Annotated in this window: 6 protein-coding genes; 5 read left to right on the forward strand and 1 reads right to left on the reverse strand. The window is 68.0% G+C overall.

Going from position 1 to position 14,822, the window contains the following annotated elements; translation table 11 throughout:
- The first annotated feature begins 19 nt into the window (after positions 1-19).
- The gene (locus MT490_RS02265) at positions 20-9,682 is read left to right on the forward strand and encodes a hypothetical protein (protein ID WP_297383902.1); all 9,663 of its coding nucleotides are present in this window, start codon (positions 20-22) and stop codon (positions 9,680-9,682) included.
- A gap of 271 nt (positions 9,683-9,953) precedes the next feature.
- Here the strand turns inward: MT490_RS02265 and MT490_RS02270 are convergent, their stop codons facing one another.
- Positions 9,954-10,556 carry an invasion associated locus B family protein gene (locus MT490_RS02270; RefSeq protein WP_297383904.1) on the reverse strand — a complete coding sequence of 201 codons (603 nt, stop codon included), beginning with the start codon at positions 10,554-10,556 and terminating at the stop codon, positions 9,954-9,956.
- Positions 10,557-10,687: 131 nt separating this feature from the next.
- Between MT490_RS02270 and ugpC the strand changes: the two genes are divergently transcribed.
- The 4 genes from ugpC to MT490_RS02290 are packed head-to-tail and all read left to right on the forward strand — an operon-like array spanning position 10,688 to position 14,818.
- Positions 10,688-11,782: a sn-glycerol-3-phosphate ABC transporter ATP-binding protein UgpC gene (ugpC, locus tag MT490_RS02275; RefSeq protein WP_297383906.1), complete on the forward strand. Its 1,095-nt coding sequence runs from the start codon at positions 10,688-10,690 to the stop codon at positions 11,780-11,782.
- Positions 11,782-12,702 (forward strand): sugar ABC transporter permease, encoded by a 921-nt coding sequence (locus MT490_RS02280; protein ID WP_297383908.1) that lies wholly within the window; start codon positions 11,782-11,784, stop codon positions 12,700-12,702. The genes ugpC and MT490_RS02280 overlap by 1 nt, the downstream gene beginning before the upstream one ends.
- A complete protein-coding gene (locus tag MT490_RS02285; RefSeq protein WP_297383910.1) occupies positions 12,699-13,514 on the forward strand; it encodes a carbohydrate ABC transporter permease in 816 nt (271 codons plus the stop codon). Before MT490_RS02280 ends, MT490_RS02285 begins: the two co-directional genes overlap by 4 nt.
- Positions 13,511-14,818 carry an extracellular solute-binding protein gene (locus MT490_RS02290; protein ID WP_297383912.1) on the forward strand — a complete coding sequence of 436 codons (1,308 nt, stop codon included), beginning with the start codon at positions 13,511-13,513 and terminating at the stop codon, positions 14,816-14,818. The genes MT490_RS02285 and MT490_RS02290 overlap by 4 nt, the downstream gene beginning before the upstream one ends.
- The last annotated feature ends 4 nt before the right edge of the window (positions 14,819-14,822 follow it).

Here is a 14,822-nt window from a genome sequence, read left to right on the forward strand (position 1 = left end):
CGGTGCCAACCAGACCGCGGTGGACCTCACCGGCGCGACCGGCAACGTCACCTTCAACACGCTCGACATCACCGGCACCTCGACCACCGGCAGCAAGGGCATCGACCTCACCGGCAACAACGGGGCCGGCACCATCGTCGTCACCAACAGCAGCGCGATCGGCGGTGTGGGCATCGGCGTCGATCTCACCAACGCCTCGCGCACGGGCGCTTTCCAATATGGCGACGGCGAGAGCGTGGTGGACGTGGCCTCGACGATCACCGCCACGACTCCGCTCGTGATCACCGGCCTCAACGGCGCGACCGGCACCTATAATTTCGCCGATGTGAACCTCGTCGGCGACACCAGCGGGCTCGCGACCTCGGCGACGGTCTATTACGTCCTTGCCGGCGCCACCGGCAGCGGCACGCTCGCCGACCCGGGCAGCCTCGCGGGTGCCGAGGCGGCGACCGCCGACTTCATCATCCTGCTGAACGATCCGACCGGCGGCCAGGACGTACTCGACGCGCTCGGCAGCAACGGCAACGACACGCTGGAGCTCGACGTCAACCAGGCGTTGCGCAGCTTCCGCGACGGCAACGTGATCTCGCTCCCGGGCGGCGCGCCCGCCAACGTCATCCTGACCGGGGTGACCACGGGACAGGTCACCAACCCCTATGCCGCCTCGGCGGCGACCCCGGCCGATCGCGCGCCGATCCTGACGACCACGGGCGCCGCCAACACGGTCACGCTCGCCAATGGCAATCTGGTCGACGGCGTCTTCATCCAGAGCGCGAGCGGCTTTGCCGGGATCTATGGCAGCGGCGTCTCCGGCGTCACGCTCTCCAACGCGACGCTCTCGGGCGCGGGCACGGCGCTTCGTCTGCTCGACGGCGGCGTGGCCGCGACGGCCACGCTCACGAACCTCAGCCTCTCCGCTTCGGGCGGCAGCGCCGGGATGGATCTCAGCGGTACGGGCGCCGGCAGCCTGACCGTGACGGGCTCGGGCATCAACATATCGCATGGCGGCACCGGCGCGCTGCTCTCGCTCGACGACATCGTGATCGGCGGCGGCGGGCTCGCCTTCGGCACGGTCGCGTCGACGGCAACCGGCGCGGGCGTCGACCTGGGCACGATCGGCGGTGCCGGCACGCTGAGCTTCACCGGCATCACCGTCGCCGGCGCAACCGGATCGGGCGTCTCGCTCCACGATTCGAGCGCGACCGTGAACCTCGGCAACGTGACCGTGTCCGGCGCTGCGGGGGCGGGTGTCGGGCTGACGTCGAACAGCGGTACCACCACGATCGGCACGATCAACATCAGCTCGAGCGCAACCGGCATCGCGGCGAGCGGCCTCACCGGCACCTTGACCGTCGGCAACGGGACGATCGACGGCGCGACCGTTGCCGGCATCCTGTTCGGCGCGGGCAACACCGTTGCCCTCGGCTTCGGCGATATCAACATCACTGGCCTGCAGGCCGGCGCCCGCGGCGTCGATGCGCGCAACATCGATGCGGGTAACATCACCTTCGCGACGCTCGACATCAGCGGTGCCTCGACCACCGGCACGCGCGGTATCGACCTGACCGGCAACACCGGTACCGGCGATTTCATCGTCACCAACAGCAGCACGATCACCGGCGTCGGGGTCGGCGTCGACCTGACCAACGCCTCGCGCACGGGCCTCTTCCAATATGGCGACGGCGAGAGCGTGGTGGATGTCGCCTCCTTCATTACGCTGGCTCCGACCGACCAGCCCATCGTGGTGGCCGGCCTCAACGGGGCGATCGGCAGCTACAATTTCGCCGATGTGAACCTCACCGGCGACACCAGCGGGCTCGAGACGAGCGCCTATTTCGTCGATGCGATCGGAGCAGGGAACGGATCCGCGGGATCCCCCGGCAGCCTCGCCAATGCGATGCTCTCCGGCGCCGACTATATCGTCCTGCTCGATAGCCAGGCGGGCGCCGGCAGCTTCGACACGATCACGGGCACGCTCACGCTCGCCGACGGGCAGACGCTGCTCAGCTTCCGCGATACCGATACGTTCAACGTCACGGGCGGTGCGCCTGCGAACGTGATCGTCACCGGGATCATCGCCGGCCAGATCAACAACCCCAATGCGGGTTCGGGCGCGCCGCTGCTGACCTCCAACAACGGCACCGGCACGGTGCAGCTCGGCGGCACGAACGTGATCGACGGCGTCGTGGTGTCCAACACCGGCACCGGTGCGGGCATCTACGGCAGCGGCAATGCGGGCGCAGTGACGATCCGCAACAGCACCGCCTCGGGCGGCGGCGCGGCGATCAGCCTGGCGTCCGGCGCCACGACGCTCAACGTCAACCTGCAGAACCTGGCGCTCGCCAATGCGGGCAACCAGACGGGCGCGTTGCTCAATATCGACGGAACGGGCGGCACGCTGACCGTCACCGGCATGTCGAACCTGTCGATCGGCACCGGCGGCGGCGAGACCGCGGGCCTCGTGTTCAACACCGTCACCTTCGACAGCAACCTGGTCACCGCCGGGATCCAGGCGGTCAATGCCGGCGCGATCACGATCGGCACCAGCGGCGCCCGCGTCCAGGGCGACGGTCTCAGCCTGACCAACGTCTCGGGCGCGCTGACCTTCACCGATCTCGACATCGCCAACAATGGCGGCACCGGCCTGCTCGTCGCCAATTCGAAGGCGAACAACTTCCTGCTGACGACGCTCGACGGCTCGTACGACACGACCGGCGGCACCGCGATCAACCTCGATCCGCTGACCGTCAACATCACTGCGTCGAGTGTGACCGCGAGCGGCGGCGCCTATGGCATCCTGCTCGATCAGGTCGCGGGCAGCTTCACCGTCACCGGCGCGGTGAACGTCAGCAACGCCACGACCGCGGGCATCGCGATCCAGGACAACACCGCGCTCACCGCGACCTTCAACGGCGCGGTCACGATCAACAACACCAGCGGCGCGGGTATCTCGCTCACTAACAATAGCGGCCCGGCGATTACCTTCGCGGGTGGCGGTACCGGCGTCGACGTGGTCACCACCAGCGGTGCTGGCATCACTGCATCGGGCGGCGGCACGATCGTCTTCGCCGGCAGCGGCAATTCCATCCAGACGGGCACGGGCCAGGTCCTCAACCTCAGCGGCGTCACCGCCGATGCGGGCGGCATCAGCTTCGCTTCGCTCGGCAGCACCGGCGTGGTCGCAGGCGCGACGGCGATCCTGATCAACAATCTCGACGGCGGCGCCCTCAGCGGCGGCACCGTGTCGATCGCGGGCACCAGCGGCGCGACCAGCGACGGCATCTGGATCGGTGGCGGCTCGAGCTCGACAATCAGCTTCGGCGCTACCACGATGGCTGGTCTCGGCGACGAGGGCATCGAGATCAACGGCGCCGGCAACGGCGCGATCAGCTTTACCAGCGTCGCCATCGATAACACCGCGAGCGACGGCATCCTGATCACCGGATCCGACGGGACGGTGACGATCAGCAGCGGCGATGTCGGCAACCTCAACGATCCCTCCACCATCGGGGTCAATATCGACGGCGGGGCCGGCGCGATCACGATCGACGCGGGGATTCTCAAGACCACCGCCGGGCGCGCGCTGCAGGTGACGAACCGCACCGGCGGAAGCGTCAACTTCGGTGGCTTTATCTCGTCCGGCGGCGCGGCCAGCGGCTGGTCGATCATGAACAACAGCGGCGGCACGATCACCTTCTCGGGCGCGGGCAATAGCATCAACGGCGGGGCAACGATCGGCGTCGAACTGCTCAACAACAGCGGTTCCACGATCAACTTCACCGGGGGCGGGCTGGCGATCACCAGCAGCACGAGCGGCCTCGTCGCGGCGGGCGGCGGCACGCTGAACATCACCAGCAGCGGCAACACGATCAGCGCGAACGGTAACCAGGTCATCCTGCTGGACGGCATGACAGTCGGTGCCAGCGGCATCAACTTCACGACCGTGAGCTCGACCAACGTCGCGACCGGTATCGCGCTGACCAATGTCGGCTCGGCCGGGGGCGCGATCACGCTCGGCACGGTCAATCTGCAGGGCGTGCTCATGCGCGGCATCGACGTCAGCGGAACGCTGGGCGCGGCGCTGTCGATCACCGATCTCGACATCGGCCTGAACAGCACCACCGCTACGGCCTTCGATCTGAACGGCGCGGCGCTCACGGTCGCGATCACCGCGGGCGACTTCGACGTCACCAACGCCGCCGCCCCGGGCACCAGCATCGCGGTCGACCTGCGCGGCACGACCGGCGCACAGACCGTCCGGCTCGGCGATTCCGCGGCCGGCGGCGCGGCGAGCTCGATCGCCGGCGTGGGCACGGGCGTCTATCTCAACGCCGCCACCAACGCCGCCTTCACCTTCGGCGACGGCGAATCCGCCACGGACGGCACCTCGACGATCTCGGCGACCACCGGGATCGACGCATCGGCGGCGCCCGTCGCCGGCAGCTACAACTTCACCGACGTCACCTTCGCGGCGAGCCCGGGCCTCGGCTTCGGCGTCGGCCGCACCCTGTTCGTCGACTCCAACGGCGCGACCGGCGGCGGCAACGGATCGGGCGCGGACGGCGCCAATCCGATGACGCTCGCCGCGGCCGAGCTCATCCTCGCGGCCACCGACGTGATCGTGCTCGTCAACAACGGCAATGCGATCAGCGCGGCGGGTTCGAACGGAAACGACACGCTCACTTTGGCAAGCGACTCGCAGGTGCGCGGCTTCGGCCAGGGCGCGATCGGGCTGACGCTGACCGTGCCCGGCACGATCCAGCTTGCCAGCAACACGATCAACATCACCGACCCGACCGGCAATGGCGCGGCGACGCTCACCTCGGCGGCGGGCGCCAACGTGATCACGCTCGGCGCGAGCGGCAACCGCATCTCGGGCTTCATCCTCGACGGCGATCCCGCGGGTGCGCTGCGCGGCATCGTCGACAATGGCGGGGCCAGCGGCACCGTCGTCAACTTCATGACGATCCGGAATTTCGACGCCGCGGGCGGCTACGGCATCGAGATCACGCCCTCGACCAACACGACGATCGACAACGTCACCTTCACCGGCAACACCAACGACGTGCTGCTCAACGCCGCCGGCAGCACGATCACCAACGTGACCGCCACCGGCGCGACCGGCACCTCGATCACGATCAACAACGCGACCGGCACGACGACGCTGGCCAACGTCGCCATCAGCGGCGCGGCGACCGGCATCGCCTTCGCCACGCCAGGCGGCACGATCGACGCCGACAATGTCGACATCAGCGGCGCGGCGACCTCGGCGCTCACCGTCACCGGCGGCACCGCCGGCTTCGATTTCGACGCGGCGAGCTCGATCACCCAGGCGGCGGGCGGCCTGACGCTGAACTTCACCGGCAACCACACCGCCGGCACTTTCGCCTTCGCCGGCACGATCAACGCGACCAGCGGCAACGGCATGCAGTTCAGCAATGCCGACGGCACCTACAATTTCACCGGCACCACCGTCTTCAACGGCGGCAATGCCGGCATCGACATCTACAATGGCGCGACCGGCACCTTCGCCTTCGGCTCGGGCACCACGCTCACGCACAACGGCGCCGGCAACGCCTTCGTGCTGCTCAGCAGCGCGAACGTGACCTTCGACGGCGCGATCACCGACAATGATGGCGTCGCGGTCGAGATCGACGCGCACGATGCGGGCACCGCGACGTTCAACGGTGCGATCAGCAGCAGCATCGGCAATGCCAGCACGGTGATCTCGATCGTCAACAGCAATGGCGGCGCGATCAACTTCAACGGCCAGATGAACATCGCCAGCACCGCGACGGTGGTCAGCCTGTCCGACAATGCCGGGTCGACGATCACCTTCAACGCGGGCGGCACCGGGCTCGACATCACGAGCACCACGGGCACCGGCATGCTGATCACCGGCGGCGGCACGGTCAACGTCCAGGGCAGCGGCAACACGATCGCCACGACGAGCGGCACGCTGCTGAGCGTCACCAACACCGGCGCCACGACGACCGCGGTCGATCTGTCCTTCGCATCGGTGGACAACACCAGCGGCGCCAACGGCATCTTCGTCCAGCGTACCGCGGGCACGCTCGGCGGCACGGTGAACATCGCCACCGGCACGATCGCTGCCTCGACGCGCGGCATCAGCCTCGCCGGCGACGCGCTCGACTTCACCTTCGGCGGCGCGATCACTGCGCTCGGCGGGCGTTCGTTCGAGGCGACGGGCCGGACCGCGGGCACGGTCACGCTGTCTGGCGCGATCGAGGACGCCTTCAGCGGCATCAACATCGCCAGCAACAGCGGCGGCACGATCACGCTCTCGGGCAACCTCAACGGCGCAGGTGTCGGGACGACCGGCGCACTCACCGTGACCGGCAATACCGGCGGCACGATCAACTTCTCGGGCGGCACCAAGCGCTTCAACACCGGTGCCGCGGCGGCGCTGAACCTCACGAGCAACAGCGGCACGACGATCAACTTCACCAATGGCGGGCTGGCGGTCACGACCAGCAGCGGCACGGGCTTCAACGCCACCGGCGGCGGGACGATCGCCGTCACCGGCGCGGGCAATACGATCCAGACCGCGACCGGCCAGATCGCCAATCTGAACGCCGTGTCCGGCGGCACCGGCGGGATCAACTTCGCGACGCTGGCGAGCAGCGGTACGGTGGCCAACACCGCGATCAGCTTCGACAATTTCGACGGGACGAGCTTCACCGTCACCGGCGCCACGACCATCGCCGGCACGAGCGGCGGCACCAGCGACGGCATCTTCATCGGCAACAACTCGGCTGCGACGGTCACTTTCGGCACGACGACGATCGCCGGCACCGGCGACGACGGCATCGAGGTGAACGGCGCGGGCAACGGCGCGGTGACCTTCTCCAGCGTCACGATCGACAACACCACGGGCCAGGGCATCGAGATCAACGGCTCCAACGGCATCGTGTCCATCAACGGTGGCTCGATCGGCGCGACCAACGATCCGACGTCGAACGGCGTGCTGGTGAGCGGCGGCAGCGGCGTCATCGCCATCGCTTCGTCGATCGCCAAGACGACCGCGGGCTCGATCGTGTCGGTCACCGGGCGCACCAGCGGCACCCTGAGCTTCACCGGCAACATCACGGCCAGCGGTGCGGTCAACAACGGGATCAGCGTCGCCAGCAACACCGGCGGTACGGTCATCTTCTCCGGCCAGACGATCAGCCTGACCACAGGCGCCAACACCGGCGTCGACCTCGCGACCAATAGCGGCGCGACGATCAACTTCGCCCCCGCCGGCGGCGGCAACGGGCTCGACATCGTCACCACCAGCGGCGCGGGCTTCAGCGCCACCGGCGGCGGCACGGTCACCGTCACGGGCGCCGGCAACTCGATCCAGACCGCGACCGGCCAGATCGTCAACCTCACCGGGGTCAGCGCGGGCAGCGGCGGCGTCAACTTCGCCACGCTGACGAGCACCGGCGTGGTGTCCGGCATCGCGATCAACTTCAGCAACTTCGACAGCGTCGGCGGCGGCGCGTTCAGCGGCAGCACCACCAGCGTGGCCGGCGCCACCAGCGACGGCATCTTCATCGGTGCCGGCTCGGCCGCCAATATAGCTTTCGGTGCGACGACGATCGGCACCGGCGGCAATGCGGTGGGCGGCGACGGCATCGAGATCAACGGTTCGGGCAACGGCGCCGTCGCCATCTCGAGCGTCGACATCGACAACACGACCGCGCACGGCGTCAACATCACCGGCGCCGCCGGCACGACCGGCACCATCGCGATCAGCGGCGGCACGATCGGCGGCGGTGGTGCGGGAAGCATCGACGGCGACGGCGTCAACATCACCGGCGGCGGCGACGGGATCAACATCGCGGCGTCGATCACCAAGACCAATGCGGGCAACGTTGTGGAGGTGAGCAGCCACACCGGCGGCGCGGTGATCTTCTCGGGCAACCTCTCCGCGACCGGCGGCGTCGCCAACGGCATCCTGCTCAGCAACAATAGCGGTGGTACGATCACCTTCTCGGGCGCGACGAAGACGATCAACACCGGCGCGAACCACGCGATCCAGATGAGCAACACCGCCGGCACCGGCGCTGCCGTCTCCTTCACGGGCGGCAACCTCGACGTGGACACCACGACCGGCAACGGCATCACCACGTCCTCGACCACGGCGGGCGCGGGCTCGCTGGTGATAACGGGCACCAACAACACGATCGCCTCGGTCGGCGGCATCGCGCTCAATGTCGTCAACACCAACATCGCGGCGGGCGGCCTGAACTTCCTGTCGATCGCGGCGAATGGCGGGACGCGCGGCATCGTGCTCAACACGACCGGGTCGACGGCCGGGCTCACCATCACCGGATCGGGGACGACCGACGGATCGGGCGGTACGATCCAGAACATCACCGCGCGCGGCATCGAGCTGCTGAGCACAGCGGCGGTGAACATCAGCAACCTGAACCTGACCAACGCCAGCACCACCGGCCAGGCGGCCGGCCAGGATCTCGATCTCACCACGGCGAACGGCGCGATCTACATGAGCACCGTCGCCACCGCGGTGTTCGAGAACATCAACATCACCGGCACAATCGCCGACAACGGCATCACCGGCATCAACGTGAGCAACTTCCAGCTCAACAACAGCTTCATCACCACCGCCGGCGACGGCGCGAACGAGAGCGGCATCGAGTTCATCAACCTCTCGGGCACCTCGTCGCTGCTGAACACCGAGATCGCCTTCTCGGAGACCAACAGTCTCGACATCGTCAACACCGACGTGAACCTCAACCTGACGCTGAACAACGTCATCTTCCGCGACACGCAGACCAGCACGACGAACGGCGAGGGCGGCCTGCAGTTCCGCAGCTTCAGCAGCGCCGCGGGCACGCCGACGACCAACATCGACGTCATCGACAGCGATTTCCTCCGCCTGCGCACGCAGGGCATCCAGGTGGTCGGCGAGGATGATTCGGTGGTGAGCGTCGACATCGTCAACAACGTGATCCAGAGTCAGGCCGATATCGGCGTCGGCGTCGACATCAACGGCAACGATACCGCGACCGTGACCTTCAACGTCAATTCGAACATCATCCAGTCGCAGGGAGGACATTCGGTCAACATCACGTCGTTCCTCGATTCGAACGTGATGGGTCGGATCAACGGCAACACGATCACCGCCAACGGCAGCGGTGCCGGCGGATCGGGCGTTCGCGCCGTCGCGCAGGAGACGTCGCAGATCATCATCGACGTCAGCAACAACTCGATCACCGCGGGTGCGGCGAACACCAGCAACATGATCGACATGCAGGCCCGGTTCGACACCGCGCGGCTCGACGCCACGATCAACAACAACAACATCGATTCGGACGCTGGCGCGCTGGCGGACATCAACATCACTGCGGGCTCGTCGACTGCGGGCGAGTCCAACCAGGTCTATGTCAACATCCTCAACAACGACATCGCGACAGGCGGGCCGACCAACGTATTGCGGCTCCGCGTATCGGATCTGGCAAGCGCCACCCGACTCTTCCTGACCGGCTTCGTCGAGGGCGGCGCCGGTATCGAGGACGACGCGGTCGCGACGTGGAACGCGAACGGCAACACGCCGGCCGCCACCACGTCCAACATTGCCGTCAGCCTGACCGGGACCGCCGTGGGGCCGGTCGCAGGGACCGCGCAGACGCCGACCAATCCGAATCCTTGAGCGCGCTCGCGGTCTCCGGGAGATCGCGGCGCGCGACGCGTTCCGAGGCGTGACCGTCCTGGAGCAGGATGGCTTGAGCTGGGCCCATTCTCCTTCCGTTCGTTTCGAGCGAAGTCGAGAAGCAGGTACCGAGCGCGCGCGAGGTTTCTCGACTTCGTTCGAAACGAACGGGGGAAGGTGAAGTCGCCAGACTCCAATGGCCGCGCTTCACAGGCGGGGGTACGGGAATCCTGTCGAAATCGGGGAGCCGGTCAGCCGCTCCCGGCGGGGATCAGCGGGGCTTCGGTGGCGCTGGGGTTGGAGCCGGCGCGGGCCGCGGCGCCGGGGGCAGGGGGCTCTTGTCGAGAGCGGTCAGTCCTGCGGGAAAGTCCCTGAGCGTGACCGGAACGATGATCCGCTGTCCGTTGCCCGCGGTAAAGCCGATCTTGAGCGTCTTGCCGCCGCGCAATGCCGTCAGCAGCGCCGGATCGACGGCGATGCCGGTATAGGCGCCGTTCTGGTCGCTGGTCTGCACCGCCAGCGGCTTCTCCGGGGCCTCGTCGACCTGCACGCTGACGCCGGCCGGGAACAGCACGCCATGCGGAAGCGCGATCGTCATACTGTGTCCCGCCTGGGGCGTGCGCTGCAGGATCACCGTGAGCAGGCGCTGCTTCTGCTCGCCGGCGAGCAGGTTCTGCACGAGGCTGCACGGCTGGTTCGCCGCGGGGGCAGGGGTGGGCGTGGGCGAGGCGGCCGGCGCCTGGCCGCACACCAGCTGCCAGGCCGGACCGGAAGCCTGCGCCGCCGGCGCTGCGGCGGGGGCGGGCGCCGTCTGTTGCGCTTCGAGCCCCATCCAGCTTGCGCCTGCCGCCAGCAGCGCCGCGATCATTTCCATACGATCCTCCCGGAAAATTTTGGCCAGCCTAGTGGACGGGCGGGAAGCGTCAACGGCGATGTCCATCGCATGCCGTTGACAGTCGTCGGCTTTCCCCTCATTCATCAGACAATTCATAAAGGAGAGAGTGCTTGGCGGGCGTTCAGCTGGCCGAGGTCGGCAAGGCATATGGCGCCGTCACGGTGATCGAGCAGCTGTCGCTCGAGATCGCGGCGGGCGAGTTCATGGTGTTCCTCGGTCCCTCGGGCTGCGGGAAATCGACGCTGCTCCGGATGATCGCGGGACTCGAGACCGTCGACACGGGCGAGATCCGCATCGGCGAGCGCCGCGTCGACACGCTGCCGCCCGGCGAGCGCGGCGTCGCGATGGTGTTCCAGCATTATGCGCTCTACCCGCATCTCAGCGTGCGCGAGAACATGGCGTTCGGGCTGCGCAACCTGCGCGTGCCGGCGCCCGAGATCGCGAGCCGGATCGCGGCGGCGGCGGCGAGCCTCGAGATCGAGGCCTTGCTCGACCGCAAGCCCGGGCAGCTTTCGGGCGGGCAGCGCCAGCGCGTCGCCATCGCCCGCGCGATCGTCAAGCAGCCCGAGTTGTTCCTGCTCGACGAACCGCTGTCGAACCTAGACGCGGCGCTGCGCGTGCGCACCCGGCTCGAACTGGCCCAGCTCCATCGCCGGCTCGGCGCGACGATGATCTTCGTGACGCACGACCAGGTCGAGGCGATGACGCTCGCCGACCGGATCGTCGTGCTCAATGGCGGCGGGATCGAGCAGGTCGGCACGCCGATGGAGATCTACCTCCGCCCGCGCACCCAATTCGTCGCGACCTTCGTCGGATCGCCCAAGATCAACCTGTTGCCCGTGGCTGTAGAGGCGGGGCCGGCGGGCACCGCGCGGGCGCGGCTGGGCGACGGGACACTGCTCGATACTGCCGTGCCCATTGCCGGGCTCCCGCAAGGACCGACGACGCTGGGGCTGCGCGCCGAGACGGTGCGCGTCACCGCGGGCGATGCGGCGGCGACGCACGGAACCGCCGAAGTCGTCGAGCGGCTCGGCGAGCGCACCTTGGTCCATGCCCTGCTGAGCGACGGCGCGCGGCTGGTGGCGGAGGATGCGGGCGTGTCCCAGGTCCGCGCCGGCGATCGCGTCGACCTCACCATCGACGCCGCTGCCGCGCATCTCTTCGATGCCGCCGGCCTCGGCCACCACCGCGCGGAGACCGCCTGATGGCGACGGCGATCGCCGAGCCCGCCGCAGCGCTCACGGTCCCCGTACCGAAGGTGCGCGGGCGCAGAGACTTGCGGGGCGCGCTGTTCGTCGCGCCGTACCTGCTCGTCTTCGTCGTGATGCTCGTGATCCCGCTGGCGATGGGCATGTGGCTGTCGACCACCAAAGGCGACCTGTTCGGCACCGAGCGCTGGGTCGGACTCGCCAATTTCGTCCGGCTGTTCGGCGACACGATCTTCCTCCAGGCGGTCGCCAACACCTTCTATTTCGTGCTGCTCACCGTGCCCTTCCTCACCCTCGCGGGCCTCGGCCTCGCGCTGGTGCTCAACCGGCAGGAGCGCTGGGCGGCGGTGCTGCGCACGATCTTCTTCGCCTCCACCGTGCTCTCGGTGACGGTCGTCACCCTGGTATGGCGACTGGTGTTCCTGCCCGACGGCGGCCTGCTCGGCGTCACCGCGGAGGCGCTCGGCAAGACGCCCATCGCCTTCCTCAATGACGAGAAGCTGGCGATGCCGGCGCTCGCGGTCACCACCATCTGGTGGTGCATCGGGCTGCCGATGGTGCTGTTCCTCGCCGCGCTCCAGCAAGTGCCGCGCGATCTCTACGAGGCCGCCGCGCTCGACAATGCCTCGCGCTGGACGACGCTGATGCGCATCACCCTGCCGGCGATCCGACGGACCTTCTTCCTCGTCATCATCATCGAAGTGATCCTCCAGTTCCAGCTGTTCGGCCAAGCGCAGCTGATGACGCTGGGTGGCCCGAACAACGCCACGCGCCCGATCGTGCTGTTCATCTACGAGGCCGGCTGGCGGCAATGGGAGCTCGGCTATGCGGCCGCGGCGGCGCAGGTGCTGTTCGCGATGATCCTGGTCGCCGCGATGGTCCAGTATCGCATCTCCGCGCGGCGGGAGGCGGCATGACGCGCAGCCGCCTCGCCGTCGCGCTCGTCGTGCTCGCCGCAGTGCTGATGCTCGCGCCGCTTCTCTGGGTGCTGGCGCTCTCGCTCAAGGCCAATTCGGAGCTGATGACCGACACCGCCTCGGTGTTCAACGGCCGCTACACGCTGGAGAATTACCGCAACCTGTTCGGCAACGGCGCCGTCTTCCGCTGGATCCTCAACAGCCTGATCGTCTCGTTCGGGATGACCGCGGGCGTGCTCGTGCTGGCGTCGCTCGCCGGCTATGGCTTCGCGCGGCTCGAGTTTCGCGGGCGCGACATACTGTTCGTCGTGGTGCTGCTGGGGCTCGCGGTGCCCGAGCAGGCGGTGATCATCGCGCGGCACCAGATGTTCAGCTGGCTCGGCATGCACAACAGCTATCCGGCGCTGATCCTGCCCGGCCTCTCGGCGCCCTTCGGCGTGTTCCTGATGACGCAATATTTCCGCGCCATCCCCAAGGACATCGACGAGGCGGCGCTGCTTGACGGCGCGTCGCGCTTCACCATCTTCTGGAAGCTGCTGCTGCCGCTCACCGTGCCGGCACAGGCGACGCTCGGCATCTTCACCTTCCTCCACGCCTGGAACGATTATTGGTGGCCGCTCATCTCGGCGACCAACAAGCAGATGTTCACGCTCACCGTCGGCATCGCCTCCACCCAGATGAACTTCGCCCAGACCGAGGGGTTAGGCTTCCTGATGGCGCAGGCGGTGTTCGCCGGCGCGCCGATGCTGATCGTCTATCTCTTCTTCCAGAAATACATCGTCCAGGCCGTGGCCGGGGCGGCGGGACGATGAGGCTCGGATGGCTCCTCCCGCTGGCGGTGTTGCTCGCCGGCTGCTCGGACGCGAAGCCGGACAGGACCCGGCTGGTGATCCAGCGCATCTTCGGCGCGTGCGAGGCGCAGTACGGCCGCGTGACCGACATCGCCGCGGCCGAGGGCGAATGCGGCATCATGACCGCGATGATCAACCGCTTCGCGGCCGAGAACCCCGATGTCGAATTGGTCGAGAACATCGTCTTCTGGCCGGGCTACGACCAGCTCACCGCCCAGCTCGCCGCCAATGACGCGCCCGATCTGGTGACGATGCACGGGTCGGTGATCTCGGACTATCAGGCGCGTGGCCTGCTCGAGCCGCTCGATGCGGACCTCGCCGTGATCGGCGCGCCGCCCGCCAGCTTCACCAGCGCCGCGCGCGCCGCGGTGACGGTCGACGGCCATGCCTGGGGGCTGCCGATCGATACCTGGGCGCCGCTGTGGCACGTCAACATGAACCTGTTCCGCAAGGCCGGGCTGGTGCGCGGCGGCAAGCCGATCATGCCGCGCTCTCCGCAGGAATTGTTCGCCCAGGCCGAGCAGTTCCGCGCGCGTACCGGCAAGCCCTATCTCGTCCAGGGCGCCGCCAACGAATATGCCGGCTTCACGCGCAACTTCTACACCTTCGTGATGCAGCAGAACGGCGCGCTGTTCCGGAGCGGCCGCGCCAACTTCCGCACGCCCGAGGCGCGCAACGCGCTCCAATTGTTCCGCACGATCTACGAACGCGACTTCACCACGAAGAACCAGGATTACAGCGCCGCGGTCGCCGGCTTCCTGGGCGGCGACGGGGGGGTGTTCCTCGTCGGCACCTGGATGGTCGGCACCTTCGACGCGGAATCGCGCAAGACCCAGGGTGCGCTCGCCAATGGCGGCTATACGGTGATGCCGTATCCGAAGCTGTTCCAGCGCGACGCGACCTTCGCCGACGGCCATAATTGGGTGATGCCGCGCAACCCGCGCCGCAGCCCGGCGGAGCGCGCCGCGGCGGTCCGCTTCCTCAAGTTCTTCGCCACCCATGCCAGGCATTGGGCGCGCACCGGCCACCTGCCGGCGTTCCAGGCGATCATCGACAGCGCCGAATGGCGCGCGCTGCCGCACCGCGCGAACCTGGCGATCCTCGCCACGACCGCCCAGCCGCTGCCCAAGGACGTGCGCCGCCAGTTCCCGATCGAGACGATCGTCGGCACCGAGGCCGCGTCGGCGATTTCGGGCGCCAAGCCGATCGACCAGACCCTTTCCGACATGGAGCGCCGCGTGAACGCCGTGCTCGACAATTTGTGAATCG

Origin of the sequence: Sphingomonas sp. (assembly GCF_026460985.1) — a bacterium.
Classification (GTDB): Bacteria; Pseudomonadota; Alphaproteobacteria; order Sphingomonadales; family Sphingomonadaceae; genus Sphingomonas.

Coding starts and splice junctions, on each gene's coding strand:
- MT490_RS02270 (WP_297383904.1), bottom strand. CDS start 10,556: ATGGAAATGATCGCGGCGCTGCTGGCGGCAGGCGCAAGCTGGATGGGG.
- MT490_RS02280 (WP_297383908.1), top strand. CDS start 11,782: ATGGCGACGGCGATCGCCGAGCCCGCCGCAGCGCTCACGGTCCCCGTA.
- MT490_RS02285 (WP_297383910.1), top strand. CDS start 12,699: ATGACGCGCAGCCGCCTCGCCGTCGCGCTCGTCGTGCTCGCCGCAGTG.
- MT490_RS02290 (WP_297383912.1), top strand. CDS start 13,511: ATGAGGCTCGGATGGCTCCTCCCGCTGGCGGTGTTGCTCGCCGGCTGC.